Origin of the sequence: Chelatococcus sp. GCM10030263 (genome assembly GCF_042666455.1) — a bacterium.
Taxonomy (GTDB): Bacteria; Pseudomonadota; Alphaproteobacteria; order Rhizobiales; family Beijerinckiaceae; genus Chelatococcus.
In genome coordinates this window covers 348,639-362,086 of sequence record NZ_JBHTDB010000002.1, presented here as the reverse complement: position 1 = coordinate 362,086, position 13,448 = coordinate 348,639, and the positions used below count along the sequence as shown (strand labels likewise).

At 67.7% G+C, this 13,448-nt stretch carries 13 protein-coding genes; 12 read left to right on the top strand and 1 reads right to left on the bottom strand.

Annotated elements, in window-relative coordinates; all coding sequences use genetic code 11:
- The first annotated feature begins 9 nt into the window (after nt 1-9).
- The 11 genes from ACFQU1_RS01630 to ACFQU1_RS01580 all read left to right on the top strand — a co-directional run bounded on the left by ACFQU1_RS01630 (nt 10) and on the right by ACFQU1_RS01580 (nt 11,118).
- Nucleotides 10-2,013, top strand: coding sequence for an acetyl-CoA carboxylase biotin carboxylase subunit (locus tag ACFQU1_RS01630; protein WP_378128557.1), 2,004 nt, complete (start codon nt 10-12; stop codon nt 2,011-2,013).
- A gap of 87 nt (nt 2,014-2,100) precedes the next feature.
- A complete protein-coding gene (locus tag ACFQU1_RS01625) occupies nt 2,101-2,505 on the top strand; it encodes a hypothetical protein (protein ID WP_378128555.1) in 405 nt (134 codons plus the stop codon).
- A gap of 1 nt (nt 2,506) precedes the next feature.
- A complete protein-coding gene (scpA, locus tag ACFQU1_RS01620; RefSeq protein ID WP_378128553.1) occupies nt 2,507-4,681 on the top strand; it encodes a methylmalonyl-CoA mutase in 2,175 nt (724 codons plus the stop codon).
- 106 nt (nt 4,682-4,787) lie between these two features.
- A complete protein-coding gene (locus ACFQU1_RS01615; RefSeq protein WP_378128551.1) occupies nt 4,788-5,090 on the top strand; it encodes a SelT/SelW/SelH family protein in 303 nt (100 codons plus the stop codon).
- A 188-nt stretch (nt 5,091-5,278) separates the two neighbouring features.
- On the top strand, nt 5,279-6,370 hold the full coding sequence (locus ACFQU1_RS01610) for a DUF2218 domain-containing protein (protein WP_378128549.1): 1,092 nt from the start codon (nt 5,279-5,281) through the stop codon (nt 6,368-6,370).
- Nucleotides 6,371-6,492: 122 nt separating this feature from the next.
- On the top strand, nt 6,493-7,548 hold the full coding sequence (gene exbB, locus ACFQU1_RS01605; RefSeq protein WP_378128547.1) for a tonB-system energizer ExbB: 1,056 nt from the start codon (nt 6,493-6,495) through the stop codon (nt 7,546-7,548).
- Nucleotides 7,549-7,554: 6 nt separating this feature from the next.
- On the top strand, nt 7,555-8,013 hold the full coding sequence (gene exbD / locus ACFQU1_RS01600) for a TonB system transport protein ExbD (RefSeq protein WP_378128545.1): 459 nt from the start codon (nt 7,555-7,557) through the stop codon (nt 8,011-8,013).
- Complete coding sequence (locus ACFQU1_RS01595) at nt 8,010-8,870, top strand: cell envelope integrity protein TolA (RefSeq protein ID WP_378128543.1); 861 nt, start codon at nt 8,010-8,012, stop codon at nt 8,868-8,870. The genes exbD and ACFQU1_RS01595 overlap by 4 nt, the downstream gene beginning before the upstream one ends.
- A 347-nt stretch (nt 8,871-9,217) precedes the next feature.
- Nucleotides 9,218-10,114: a thioredoxin gene (gene trxA, locus ACFQU1_RS01590; RefSeq protein WP_378128541.1), complete on the top strand. Its 897-nt coding sequence runs from the start codon at nt 9,218-9,220 to the stop codon at nt 10,112-10,114.
- A gap of 100 nt (nt 10,115-10,214) precedes the next feature.
- Complete coding sequence (locus tag ACFQU1_RS01585; RefSeq protein WP_378128539.1) at nt 10,215-10,880, top strand: LON peptidase substrate-binding domain-containing protein; 666 nt, start codon at nt 10,215-10,217, stop codon at nt 10,878-10,880.
- A 7-nt stretch (nt 10,881-10,887) separates the two neighbouring features.
- Nucleotides 10,888-11,118, top strand: a complete 231-nt coding sequence (locus tag ACFQU1_RS01580) for a Trm112 family protein (protein WP_378128537.1) — start codon at nt 10,888-10,890, stop codon at nt 11,116-11,118.
- 6 nt (nt 11,119-11,124) lie between these two features.
- Here ACFQU1_RS01580 and ACFQU1_RS01575 read toward each other — a convergent pair whose 3' ends face one another.
- Nucleotides 11,125-12,366, bottom strand: a complete 1,242-nt coding sequence (locus tag ACFQU1_RS01575) for a ubiquinone biosynthesis hydroxylase (protein ID WP_378128535.1) — start codon at nt 12,364-12,366, stop codon at nt 11,125-11,127.
- A gap of 136 nt (nt 12,367-12,502) precedes the next feature.
- Here ACFQU1_RS01575 and tesB point away from each other — a divergent pair, with 136 nt between their 5' ends.
- A complete protein-coding gene (gene tesB, locus ACFQU1_RS01570) occupies nt 12,503-13,375 on the top strand; it encodes an acyl-CoA thioesterase II (protein ID WP_378128533.1) in 873 nt (290 codons plus the stop codon).
- Nucleotides 13,376-13,448 lie beyond the last annotated feature (73 nt).

Genomic DNA, 13,448 nt, shown 5'->3' with positions numbered 1-13,448 from the left:
GAAACGCCGTTGTTCTCGAAAATCCTGATCGCCAACCGCGGCGAGATCGCCTGCCGCATCGTCAAGACGGCGCGCCGCATGGGGATCAAGACGGTCGCCGTCTATTCCGACGCCGACCGCGACGCGCTGCATGTCGCCATGGCGGACGAGGCGGTGGCGATCGGCCCGGCGCCGGCCTCCGAAAGCTATCTCGTCATCGAAAAGATCGTTGCGGCCTGCAAGCAAACGGGCGCCGAGGCGGTGCATCCGGGCTACGGCTTCCTCTCCGAGCGCGCCGCTTTCCCCGAGGCGCTGGCGGCGGCGGGCATCATCTTCATCGGGCCGAAGCCTTCGGCCATCGCCGCGATGGGCGACAAGATCGAATCGAAGAAGGCGGCCGCGGCGGCGAAGGTCTCGACCGTTCCGGGCTTTCTCGGCGTCATCGAGAGCCCGGACCACGCGGTCGCCATCGCCGAGGAGATCGGCTTTCCGGTGATGATCAAGGCCTCGGCCGGCGGCGGCGGCAAGGGCATGCGCATCGCCCATTCCGCCGACGAGGTGGCGGAGGGCTTTGCACGCGCCAAATCCGAGGCGGCCTCGTCCTTCGGTGACGATCGTGTCTTCGTCGAGAAATTCATCACCGATCCGCGCCACATCGAGATCCAGGTGCTCGGCGATAAGCACGAGCATGTGATTTATCTCGGCGAGCGCGAATGCTCGATCCAGCGGCGCAACCAGAAGGTCGTCGAGGAGGCGCCCTCGCCGCTGCTCGACGAGGCGACGCGGCGCGCCATGGGCGAGCAGGCGGTCGCGCTGGCGAAGGCCGTCGGCTACGATTCGGCCGGCACCGTCGAATTCGTCGCGGGCCAGGACCGCTCCTTCTATTTCCTCGAAATGAACACGCGGCTGCAGGTGGAGCATCCGGTGACCGAGCTCGTCACCGGCATCGACCTGGTCGAGGAGATGATCCGGGTCGCGGCCGGCGAGCCGCTGCGCTTTTCCCAGGCGGAGGTGAAGCTCGACGGCTGGGCCATCGAGACGCGCATCTACGCGGAGGACCCAACGCGCAATTTCCTGCCCTCGACGGGCCGGCTCGTCACCTATCGGCCGCCGGCGGAGGGCACGCGCGACAGCGTGACCGTGCGCAACGACACCGGCGTCTACGAGGGCGGCGAGATCTCGATCTATTACGATCCGATGATCGCCAAGCTCGTGACGCATGCGCCGACGCGGGCGGCGGCGATTGCGGCGCAGGCCGAGGCGCTCGACGCCTTCGCCATCGAGGGCATCCGCCACAACATCCCCTTTCTCTCGACGCTCATGCACCATCCGCGCTGGCGGGAGGGGCGGCTGTCGACCGGCTTCATCGCCGAGGAATTCCCGGAGGGCTTCAGCAATCCGGAACCGAGCGGCGCGCTCGCGCTGACGATCGCGGCGGTGGCGACCGCCATCGATCACAAGCTCAACAGCCGTAAACGGCAGATCTCGGGGCAGATGCGCACCGCGCGGCCGGTCGCCTTCTCGCCCGAGCGAGTCGCGGAGGTCGGCGGCACGCGCTTCGATCTCACCATCGCCGACGAGGACGGCACGACCGTGCTGCGCATGGCAGACGGGCGGAGCATCACGGTTGTCTCGTCCTGGCAGCCGGGCGAACCGGTGTGGCAGGGGACGATCGACGGCGAACCGATCGCGGTGAAAGTCACACCGATCCTGAATGGGGTGCGGCTCGCCCATGCCGGCGCGATCGCCGACATCTGCGTGCGCACGCGGCGCGAGGCGGAACTGGCGGCGCTCATGCCGGTGAAGATCGAGGCGGATGCCGGCAAGAAGCTCATCTGCCCCATGCCCGGGCTCGTGAAGGCGATCATCGTCTCGAGCGGCCAGGAGGTGCGCGTCGGCGAGACGCTCGCCATCGTCGAGGCCATGAAAATGGAAAATGTGCTGAAAGCCGACCGCGACGGCACCATCGGCCAGATTTTCGCGCGCGAGGGAGAGAGCCTCGCCGTCGATGCCGTCATCCTCGAATTCGCCTGAGGACCGGGGCGGATCTATAGCCGCGCGATGCCGTTATCCGGGACGGCATCATGCGGCGTCTGCCGCGAATGGAATGAGGTTGAGGTCATGAGCACGGCAGGGATGCAGAGCTTCGTGCGCACCGGACTTGTCGCTGTGGGTCTGGCCGCTGTTCCGCTGACGCTCGCCACGGCGCCCGCGATTGCCGCCACCCCTTATGACGGCGCCTGGCGCGTCGAGGTGGTGACGCAGGCGGGTACCTGCGACCGCGTTCACGGCTATAACTTGCGAGTGGTGAACGGCAGGATAGAGTACGACCGGCGGGACAGCGCGCTCGAATTCAGCGCGTCCGGCAATGTCGATCGGCGCGGCCGGGTGGCGGTGACGATCGTCCGCGGTGCTGACCGGGTGAATGCACGCGGCCAGCTGAGCGGCAACGACGGCACGGGCAGCTGGACGCTGCCGGCACGCGGCTGCTCCGGCCGCTGGCAGGCGATACGCAGAGGGGCCTGATATGGCAGCCACATCCGCCATTCCCGATTTCGCGACGGTGGCCTGGTCGCCGCCGTCCGCGCGGGCTACGCAGGCGGAGGCAGATGTCTGGCTCACACCCGAGGGCATTCCGGTCAAGCCGCGCTATGGCGAGGCCGATCGGGCAGGGCTCGATGTCGTCGATAGCTATCCCGGCATCGCGCCTTTTCTGCGCGGACCCTACCCGACGATGTACGTCACCCAGCCCTGGACGATCCGGCAATATGCCGGCTTCTCCACGGCCGAGGAATCGAACGCCTTCTACCGGCGCAATCTGGCGGCGGGGCAGAAAGGGCTGTCGATCGCCTTCGATCTCGCCACCCACCGCGGCTATGATTCCGATCATCCGCGGGTCGCCGGCGACGTCGGCATGGCGGGCGTGGCGATCGATTCCATCTACGACATGCGCACGCTCTTTGCCGGCATTCCGCTCGATGCGATGAGCGTGTCGATGACCATGAACGGCGCCGTCCTGGCGATCATGGCGCTCTATATCGTCGCCGCCGAGGAGCAGGGGGTGCCGCCCGAAAAACTCACCGGCACAATCCAGAACGACATCCTCAAAGAATTCATGGTGCGCAACACCTATATCTACCCGCCGCGGCCGTCGATGCGCATCGTTTCCGACATCTTCGCCTATACATCGCAGAAGATGCCAAAGTTCAACTCCATTTCGATTTCCGGCTATCACATGCAGGAAGCGGGGGCGAGCGCCGATCTCGAACTCGCTTATACGCTCGCCGATGGGCTCGAATATATTCGGGCCGGGCTCGATGTCGGCCTGAAGATCGACGATTTTGCGCCGCGGCTAAGCTTCTTCTTCGGCATCGGCATGAATTTCTTCATGGAGGTAGCCAAGCTCCGGGCGGCACGCCTCCTCTGGGCCGAGCGCGTTGCCGCCTTCGATCCGAAGAACCCGAAATCGCTCGCGCTGCGCACCCACTGCCAGACCTCCGGCTGGTCTCTGACCGCCCAGGATGTCTTCAACAATGTGACGCGCACGGCGATCGAGGCCATGGCGGCGACGCAGGGCGGCACCCAGTCGCTGCACACCAATGCCCTCGACGAGGCCTTGGCCTTGCCGACCGACTTCTCCGCGCGCATCGCCCGCAACACCCAGCTCTTCCTGCAGCAGGAGAGCGGCACGACTCGCGTCATCGATCCTTGGGGCGGATCTTGTTACGTCGAGCGGCTCACGGCCGACCTCGCGAAGCGCGCTTCGCACCATATCGCCGAAATCGAGGCGCTCGGCGGCATGGCCAAGGCGCTCGAGACGGGGCTGCCCAAGCGCCGCATCGAGGAGGCCGCGGCGCGCACCCAGGGACGCATCGATTCCGGCGAGCAGATGGTCGTCGGCGTCAATCGCTACCGCCTGGACGACGAGCCGCCGCTCGACGTGCTCAAGGTCGACAATTCCGTGGTGCGTGCCTTGCAAATCGAGAAGCTTAGCCGGCTGAAGGCAGAGCGCGACGGCAAAGCTGTCGAAGCGGCGCTCGCTGGTCTGTCGGAAGGCGTCGGGCGAGGCGAGAACTTGCTTGCGCTCGCCGTCGCTGCGGCGCGCGCCAAGGCGACGGTCGGCGAAATGTCGGCGGCGCTGGAGCGGGCCTTCGGCCGGCATGTGGCGGTCGCCAAGGCGGTATCGGGGGTCTATGAGAGCGCCTTCGACAAGAAGGACCTGCGTATGGCGCATGCGCGCGAGGTGGTTGCCGCCTTCACGCGCAACGAGGGCCGGCGGCCGCGCATCCTCGTCGCCAAGATGGGCCAGGACGGCCACGACCGCGGGCAGAAGGTGATCGCCTCGGCCTTCGCCGATCTCGGCTTCGAGGTGGAGATCGGGCCGCTCTTCGCAACGCCCGAAGAGGCAGCCGAGCAGGCGGCCGCGGCGGATGTGCATATCGTCGGCGTGTCGTCGCTCGCCGCCGGCCACCTGACTCTTGTGCCGGCGCTCAAGGAGGCGCTCGCCAGGCTCGGGCGCGACGACATCCTGGTAGTGGTCGGCGGCGTCATCCCGCCGCAGGATTTCGACGCGCTGCGCGAGGCTGGAGCCGCTGCCATCTTCCCACCCGGCACGGTCATTCCGGAGGCCGCGGAGGCCCTGGTCCAGGCCCTCAATGCTCGGTTCGGCTACGCGCAGAAAGATCCGGCGGATTATCTTTAACCCGCCGGCGCGCGGCGCGCTTCGCTTCCCTCTCGCGTCAAGCTCCGGATCCTGGCAGACTCCTGCCCGAAGTCGGCAGACAGATGCCGCGGAGGGAGATACGGCCATGAGCGACGCAGCCAATCATGATCCCGCAAAGCCCCGCATCGTCATCACCTATTGCACGCAGTGTCACTGGCTGCTGCGTTCCGCTTGGATGGCGCAGGAGCTCCTTTCCACCTTCTCGACCGACCTCGGCGAGCTCGCGCTTGTGCCCGGCACGGGCGGCGTTTTCCAGATCGAATATGACGGTGAACTCATCTGGGAGCGGCAGCGCGATGGCGGCTTCCCCGACGTCAAGACGTTGAAGCAGCGCGTGCGCGACCTGCTCGACCCCGCGCGTAATCTGGGCCATGTCGATCGCCCGTAAGGAGATGAAGCGGCTTCGATTCCACGCGTAATCTGAATATAGAACAATTAAAATGTGAGGTTTTACAGTTATTTAAAGGTTGCGCGAAGCTTCCATTGCGCCCAATAACACCCTGTACTGACCCGATGCGGACCATCGGCACCCCGTCGGGGCGCCTGGCCGGCATCCGACAGACAGGGCTTTGCCCCATGGGCTTATTGACATGCGAGGCTCGGGTCCGCACCGAGCTGCCGTCCCGCTGGATCGCCGCCCTATGTGCGCAGTTCGCCGAGGACGAGGCGCATTCCAGCTGGACCGAGACGCGCGGCGAGGCAGCGTTTCGCTTCGGCACCGGGCGCATCGAAGCCGGTGCCGAGATGCTTTATCTGCGGGCCGAGGCCGCCGACGCGGCTTCGCTCGCCAAGGTCAAATTTCTGCTCGCGGCGCGGCTCGAGGACATCGCAGCGGCCGAGAAGCCGGAGATCGTCTGGACGGGCGACGGCTGCGACAGCAGCGAATTACCGAATCTGCGCGTGATGGGCGTCAGCCGGGTTGTCGACGTGACGCCGCATATGCGCCGGATCACCCTGACCGGCGCGGATCTCGGCCGCTTCGACGCCAGCAACCTGCATGTGAAGCTCCTCATACCGCCCGCCGGCCTGGCGGCTCCGACCTGGCCTGTGATGGGCCGCAACGGCATTCCGATCTGGCCGGACGGCGACGAGCGGCTGACGGTGCGCACCTATACGATCCGCCGCATCGATGTTGGCGCGGACGAGATGGATATCGATTTCGTCCGCCATGAGGATGCCGGCCCCGGCGCGGCCTGGGCCGAGCGGGCGCAAGCCGGCGATGTCGTCGGCGTCATGGGACCCGGCGGCCGCGGCATCAGCCTCACCGAGTGGTATCTGCTCGTCGGCGACGAGACGGGCCTTCCGGCGATCGGGCGCATTCTGGAGGCGCTGCCGGCCGACGCGCGCGGCCTCGCCTTCGTCGAGGTGGCGGATGCCGGGGAAGAGCAGGTGATCGCCCATCCGCCCGGCCTATCGCTCGTCTGGCTCCATCGCGATGGGGCCGAGCCGGGCACCACGACGGCTCTCGTCGAGGCGGTGCGCGGCGTCGCATGGCCCGACACCCCCAATGTCTTCGCCTGGGCCGGCGCCGAATTCGAGACCTTCCGGGCGATCCGAACCCATTGGCGCCGAGAGCGGGGCCTCGACCGCAGTTGTCATCTGGCCGTCGCCTATTGGCGGCGCGGGTATTGCGAAGGTGAATTCAAGAAAACGCCGGCGGAAGACTGATCCTCATGCGCGCTCGCTGCGGCGGACTCAAGATCAGCATCGACGGCCTTTCGACCGACACATGTAGCGAGCCGGTATCCCGCCTCAGTCGGGTCGGATCGCAGTGAAAATGGGAAGCGGCTATGCCTGCGACTGATAAATCGATGCGACATCGTCGCGCGAATGCTCTCGGACGGAGGTTCGCGATGCTCGGAGCAGCCGTCGTCCTGATGCTCGCCGCGCAGCAGCCGGTCCTTGCGCAACAGAACGACGCGCCGGCCGGCGCGGGCGAGCCCGTTGCACAGCAGGCACCGCCAAGCACGGCCCCAGCGGCCGTGCCGGGACCGAGCCCCGCCGCGCCACAGACCGGGCCTGTCGCCCCGCCTGCCGGCTCGCCCGAGGCTCCGGCGCAGCCGCTCGTCGATGAGTCCGCGCCGCCGTTGGCAGGTCCAGCCGCTGCCCAGGGCTCGCCCGCAGCCGGCACATTGCCGCATGACCTGTCGCCCTGGGGCATGTTCATGCAGGCCGACATCGTCGTGAAGGCGGTGATGATCGGGCTTGCTTTTGCCTCGCTCGTCACCTGGACCGTGTGGCTTGCGAAAAGCCTGGAACTCCTCGCGGCCAAGCGGCGCGCCCGGCGTGCGCTCGCGGCGATCGTCGCCGCGCGGAGCCTCGTCGACGCGGAGGCCTCCTTGCATCAGCGCCGCGCACGCTCCGGTCCGGTTGCCGCATTGGTGCGGGCGGCGCGGACGGAGGAAACGGTGTCGGCCGACCTGCCGGCCGACGGCGTCAAGGAACGTGCCTCGGCGGCCTTGGCGCGCATCGAGGCAGGCGCGGGCCGCGCCATGACCCGCGGCACCGGGTTGCTTGCGACGATCGGCGCGACCGCGCCCTTCGTCGGTCTGTTCGGCACCGTCTGGGGCATCATGAATTCCTTCATCGGCATCAGCCAGTCGAACACCACCAATCTGGCGGTGGTGGCGCCCGGCATCGCCGAGGCGCTGCTGGCCACGGCCATCGGCCTCGTGGCGGCCATTCCGGCGGTCGTCATCTACAATGTCTTCGCGCGGGCCATTGCCGGCTATCGCGCGCTCCTGGCCGACGCCGGCACGGAAGTCCTGCGGCATCTGTCGCGCGATCTCGACCAGTTGGCTGCCGGCCGGGGGCGACGCGGCACCGGCCTCGCCGCAGCCGAGTAAGCCGCCATGAGTGTACGGCTCGATCACGGCGACGATGACCTCGCCGAAAACCACGAGATCAATGTCACGCCCTTCATCGATGTGATGCTGGTGTTGCTCATCATTTTCATGGTGGCAGCACCGCTCTCGACGGTCGATGTGGCGGTCGACCTGCCGACCTCCAATGCCGAGCCGCAGCAACGGCCGGACAAGCCGATCTTCCTGACGGTGAAGGAAGACCTGTCGCTCGCCCTCGGCGATGCGCCGGTCGACCGCGCCGCGCTTCAAGTCGCGCTCGATGGCGAGACGCAGGGCAACCACGACGAGCGCATCTTCGTCCGGGCCGACAAGGCGGTGGCCTACGGCGACGTCATGGAGGTGATGAACCTGTTGCGCGCCGCCGGCTATCTGAAGGTCGGGCTCGTCGGTCTGGAGGGCCCGGCGCCGGCGCAGCCCGGCCAGGCCCCGGCGGGACCGGCACCGTGAGCCGAGCGCCGCACCACCACTGGGACGACGGGATCTCCCGGCAGGTCGCGCGTTGGAGTGCGGCCGCGCTCGTGGTCGTTGTGGCGCATGCGGGCGGCGCCTGGGCGGTGATGAACTGGCGGAACGAAGCGAGCGCCGGCGAGCCCCCCGCCGCCGTGATGATCGAGCTGGCGCCGCTGCCGGCTTCGCCCGAGGCTCCGCCGGAAATCACCCCGGGTCCGCCGACGACGGAGGCCGAGCCGGACCCGCCGCCGGAACCCGAGCCCGAACCGGAGGCCGCGCCGGAACCGACCCCGCAGGTGGCTGAGATCCCCGATTTCGAGGTGCCCGAGCTACCGGCCGTGCCGGATGCAGCGGCGGTTCTCGCGCCGCCGGCCCCGCCCAAGCCCGTTCAGAAGAAGGTGGAGAAGAAGCCGGAGAAGCCGCGCAAGGTGGAGCGCCGCAAGAAGGTGGAACGCAAGGACAAGCGGGTCGAGCGCAGCGCAGCGCCCCCGAGCAGCGAGGCGCCGCGGGCTGAAAGAGCGGTCGCGCCGCAGAATGGCGTGTGGTCCGCCTCGTCGTCGCGCGCCAAGGCGACGTGGATGAGCCGGCTGAGCGCCCATCTCAACCGCTATAAGCGTACGCCGCCGGAGCAGGGCGGCCGGCGTGACCCGCGGACGGTCCGCGTCACCTTCACCATCGATCGGAATGGCCGGGTCCTGTCCCAGCGTCTTGCGGCGAGCTCGGGGACCGATGTGCTCGACCGGGAGAGCCTGGCGATGATCCGGCGCGCCAATCCCGTCCCCGCGCCGCCCGCCGACATGGCGCGTTCGACCGTTACCGTGACGGTGCCGATCCGGTTCGACCCACCGCGCTGAGAACAGCTCCGGCAATAAGAACGCCCGTTTCCGACGTTCCGGTAACGGGCTTTTTGCGTTGCGAAGCCCGGGCGCGACTGCCGTTAGGCGACGCCAGGGGCCGAGCCGATGCTCCCGTTGTCCGAAACGCGCGCCTTGCGTGAGCGCTGGTCGCGGGTTTAGACGAAGGTGAGAAGGCCGACGATGGAAAGGGCTGGAACGAGGGCGGCTCTTTGCGGATCTGCCGCGAGTTCCTATTTCTTATGGGTCGGTTCCATCGGACGACTGACTGGTCATGGCATGGTCATGGCACGGCCATGGTGCGCCAGGGATGAGAGAAGCCTGCCGCCAAGAGTTGAGAGGACTTCATGCTCGCAGACACGCAAGCCCAGGCTGATTCACTGGTGAAGGACACCACGACGGCGGCTTTTCGGCAGGACGTCCTTGCCGAATCGATGCAGCAGCCGGTGCTGGTCGACTTTTGGGCGCCTTGGTGTGGTCCTTGCAAACAGCTCGGACCCATCATCGAAAAGGCGGTGAAAGCCGCCGGGGGCAAGGTCAAGCTCGTCAAGCTCAACATCGACGATCATCCGCAGATCCCCGGCCAGCTCGGCATCCAGTCGATCCCGGCAGTGGTCGCCTTCAACCGCGGTCAGCCGGCCGACGGCTTCGTCGGGGCTCTGCCGGAAAGCCAGGTCACCGCCTTCATCGAGCGGCTGGTCGGCCCGCTCGGCCCGGGTGCCGTGGGCGAGATCCTGGAGGAGGCGGACCAGCTTGTCGCCTCGGGTGATCCGGCCGGCGCCGCCCAGCTCTATGCCGAGGCCTTGGGACAGGAGCCCGACAACATCCGTGCCATCGCCGCGCTCGCCAAGCTCCATCTCGAGATGGGCGATCTCGACGCGGCGAAGCAGTTCCTCGCCATGGTGCCGGCCGACAAGGCCAATGACGCGGCGATCGCGGCGGCTCGCGCCGCCATCGAACTCGCCGAACAGGCCGCCTCGCTCGGCGACCTCGGCGACCTCGAGCAGCGGCTCGCGGCCAATCCGCTCGACCACCAGACGCGGTTCGATCTGGCGCTGGCGCTCAACGCCCACGGCAAGCGGGAGGAAGCGGGCGATCACCTGCTGGAGATCATCAAGCGCGACCGGGCCTGGAACGACGACGGCGCGCGCAAGCAGCTTTTGCAGTTCTTCGAGGCTTGGGGACCGACCGACGAGGCGACCCTGGCCGGTCGGCGGCGGCTGTCGTCCATCCTCTTCGCCTGATCTTGCCTCTTCGCCTGATCTTGCCGAGGCTCCCGCGCGCCTTAGATTCCTCCGAGAGCAGCGGGGCACCCATCGGGGTCGGCCCCGCCGGATGACGGTGATGGCCACCACACAGACCTATCGCAGCCCACAGGACTGTCCGCAGGTCGTGCCGCTCTTTCCCCTGGCCGGCGCCTTGCTGCTGCCGCGCGGGCAGCTGCCGCTCAATATCTTCGAGCCGCGCTATCTCGCGATGATCGATGATGCGCTCGCCGGCCGCCGCACCATCGGCATGATCCAGCCGGAGGACGAGGAGAGCGTCGTCGTGCCGCGGCTTTATTCCGTCGGCTGCGCCGGCCGCATCACCCAGTTCGCCGAGACCGGCGATGGCCGCTATGTCATCTCGCTCACCGGCGTCAGCCGTTTCCGCATCAAGCAGGAGCTGACCGTCACCACCCCGTATCGGCAGGCGCAGGTCGACTACACGCCGTTCAAGCTCGATTTCGAAGCCCGCGCCGGCGAAACCGAGGTGGACCGCGACGGCGTGATCCGCACGCTCAGGGCCTTCGCCAAGGCCAATGACCTGAAGGTCGACTGGAAGGGCATCAACGAGGCGCCCAACGAGGCGCTGGTCAATGCGCTCGCCATGATGAGCCCGTTCGGCACCCGCGAGAAACAGGCGCTGCTCGAAGCGCAGGACCTGAAGGCGCGCGCCGAGATGCTCATCGCCATCACCGAAATCGAGCTGGCGCGCGATGCCAGCAATCCGGACAGCACCCTGCAGTGAGAGGCCTATGACGGACGATCCTTCCTTGCCCGCCACGACTCCGGTGGAAGCGCAGCCTGCGGAGGGTACGCGCGTCGACCCGAAGCTGCTCGAAATCCTCGTCTGCCCCCTGACCAAGGCACCGCTCGAATATGATGCGGCTCGTCAGGAGCTGATCAGCCGCCCGGCGAAGCTCGCCTATCCCATTCGCGACGGCATACCGATCATGCTGCCGGAAGAAGCGCGGCCGATCGAGTAAGGCAGCTCACAAGGGCTCGCCGCGCATGAGGCGTGGCACGGCGCCGACGAGCCCGGCCGCCTCCCGCACGAAGAAGCGTTTCAGCCCCGGTATGCGATCGACCAGGCCGAGCCCGAGATCGCGCGCGAGCCGCACCGGCAGACGATCGTTCGAGAAGAGGGCATTCAGGCCATCGGTCGCGATGCCGAGCGTCAGAGTGTCGAAACGCCGTGCGCGCTCATAGCGGCTGAGCACCGGCGGATCGCCCGGCGGCAGGCCGAGCCGCACATGGTCGATGAGGGCCTCGGCGAGCGCCGCCACGTCGCGCAGCCCGAGATTGAGCCCGAGCCCGGCCAGCGGATGGATGACATGGGCGGCATCGCCGACGAGCGCCAAGCGCTTGCCGACGAAGCGCCGGGCCATGCCGATGGCGAGCGGAAAGGCGCGCGGTGGCGTCTCCAGCGCGATCGGCCCGAGCTGCAGGCCGAAGCGGCGCTCGATCTCCTCGGCGAGATCCTCCTCGTGAAGCGCCAGCAGGATCTCGGCGTCACGGGTCATCTCCGTCCAGACGATCGAGGAGCGGTTTCCCGTCAGCGGCAGGCGGGCGAAGGGCCCCGACGGCAGGAAATGCTGGACGGCGCGGCCCTCGTGCGGGCGCTCGTGCCGGATCGTCGCGACGATGCCGGATTGGCCGTAGCCGTGGCCGACCCAGCCGATGCCGGCGAATTGGCGAAGCGCGGAGCGGGCTCCGTCGGCGGCCACGAGCAGGCTCGTGCGGTACCGTTCGCCATTGCCGAGCGTCACATCGAGGCCGACCGGCGCCTCCACGAATCGCTTGACGGTGGTCTCGATCATCCTCACGCCGGAGGCCGCGCAGGCGTCGCGCAGCGCCTTCGCCAGAACCCCGTTCTCGATGATATGGGCGAAGGGCTCGTCCGGCGCGAGCTCGCCGTCGAAGGTGAGAAAGGCCGGCCTCACCCAGTCTTCGAGGCGGCTGTCGGTGACCTCCATGCCATGGACGGGCTGGGCGTGCGCCGCGATCGTCTGCCAGACACCGAGCTCGGCGAGCATGCGCCGGCCGCCCGAGACGATGGCGGAAGCGCGCCCCTCCTCGCGGCTGGCGGGGTTAGGGTCGCAGAGCATGACCTCAAGGCCGCCCGCCCCCTGCCGGAGCGCGAGCGCCAGGCTGAGGCCGGTGATGCCGCCGCCGGCGACGACGACATCGGCCGCGGCCGGCTCGGACATGGGCTTGCCTGGTTCGCTCAGCATGGCCTCCTATCTGTCGTTCATGGCCGCTGCTTGCAAGCCGCATCTGCTTGACGGACTCTCGCCGGCGGTTGCAGATGGATGATGCGCCCGGCGGTTCTGCGCGGGAGCCTCGCCGCCTTTGCCGGACCGATGACCCATGCCGAACGCCGTGGATGAACTTCTCAATATTCTCGACCTCGAGCCGCTCGAACACAATCTGTTCCGTGGCCGCAGCCCCAAGGTGGGCTGGCAGCGGGTGTTCGGCGGGCAGGTGATCGGCCAGGCGCTCGTCGCCGTGACGCGCACCGTGGAAAGCGATCGGCGCGTCCATTCCCTGCACGGCTATTTCATGCGCCCTGGCGATCCCAAGGTGCCGATCATCTACGAGGTCGACCGTATCCGCGACGGCAACAGCTTCACCACCCGGCGGGTGGTCGCCATCCAGCACGGCGAGGCGATCTTCGCCATGTCCTCCTCGTTCCAGAAGGCGGAGGATGGTTTCGATCACCATATGCCCATGCCGAAGGTGCCGATGCCGGAGGAGCTGCCGAGCGAAGAAGAGATCAAGGCCCGCTTCATGCCCATGATGCCCGACCCGATGCGCGCCTATTACGAGCGTGAACGGCCGATCGAGCTGAGGCCCGTGGAATTCGAGCGCTATCAGACGGGGCTCCCCCGCGCGCCGTCGTTCCATGTCTGGATCCGTGCCACGAAGCGCCTGCCGGACGATCCTTCCGTTCACCGCTGCGTCTTGGCCTATGCGTCGGACATGACCCTGCTCGACACCAGCCTCATCCCACACGGGCATACGGTGTTCGAGCGCGGCATCCAGGCTGCGAGCCTCGATCATGCGCTATGGTTCCACCACCCGTTCCGCGCGGACGAATGGCTGCTCTATGCGCAGGATACGCCCTCAGCGAGCGGCGCTCGCGGCTTCTCCCGCGGCCTGATCTTCACCCGCGAGGGCGATCTCGTCGCCTCGGTCGCGCAGGAAGGGCTCATACGCCCGCGGCCCGATCTGGCCGACTAGCACCCGAGCAACTGCCGTTTATTGCGGCAAACTGCACAGATTGGTGGCAGATTTTTGCGCCCGGCCGGTTCCG

Bases quoted from the DNA above. Each gene is read 5' to 3' on its own strand.
- ACFQU1_RS01610 (WP_378128549.1), top strand. From the start codon at position 5,279: ATGGGCTTATTGACATGCGAGGCTCGGGTCCGCACCGAGCTGCCGTCC.
- ACFQU1_RS01585 (WP_378128539.1), top strand. From the start codon at position 10,215: ATGGCCACCACACAGACCTATCGCAGCCCACAGGACTGTCCGCAGGTC.
- trxA (WP_378128541.1), top strand. From the start codon at position 9,218: ATGCTCGCAGACACGCAAGCCCAGGCTGATTCACTGGTGAAGGACACC.
- scpA (WP_378128553.1), top strand. From the start codon at position 2,507: ATGGCAGCCACATCCGCCATTCCCGATTTCGCGACGGTGGCCTGGTCG.
- ACFQU1_RS01580 (WP_378128537.1), top strand. From the start codon at position 10,888: ATGACGGACGATCCTTCCTTGCCCGCCACGACTCCGGTGGAAGCGCAG.
- exbB (WP_378128547.1), top strand. From the start codon at position 6,493: ATGCCTGCGACTGATAAATCGATGCGACATCGTCGCGCGAATGCTCTC.
- exbD (WP_378128545.1), top strand. From the start codon at position 7,555: ATGAGTGTACGGCTCGATCACGGCGACGATGACCTCGCCGAAAACCAC.
- tesB (WP_378128533.1), top strand. From the start codon at position 12,503: ATGCCGAACGCCGTGGATGAACTTCTCAATATTCTCGACCTCGAGCCG.
- ACFQU1_RS01615 (WP_378128551.1), top strand. From the start codon at position 4,788: ATGAGCGACGCAGCCAATCATGATCCCGCAAAGCCCCGCATCGTCATC.
- ACFQU1_RS01625 (WP_378128555.1), top strand. From the start codon at position 2,101: ATGAGCACGGCAGGGATGCAGAGCTTCGTGCGCACCGGACTTGTCGCT.
- ACFQU1_RS01575 (WP_378128535.1), bottom strand. From the start codon at position 12,366: ATGCTGAGCGAACCAGGCAAGCCCATGTCCGAGCCGGCCGCGGCCGAT.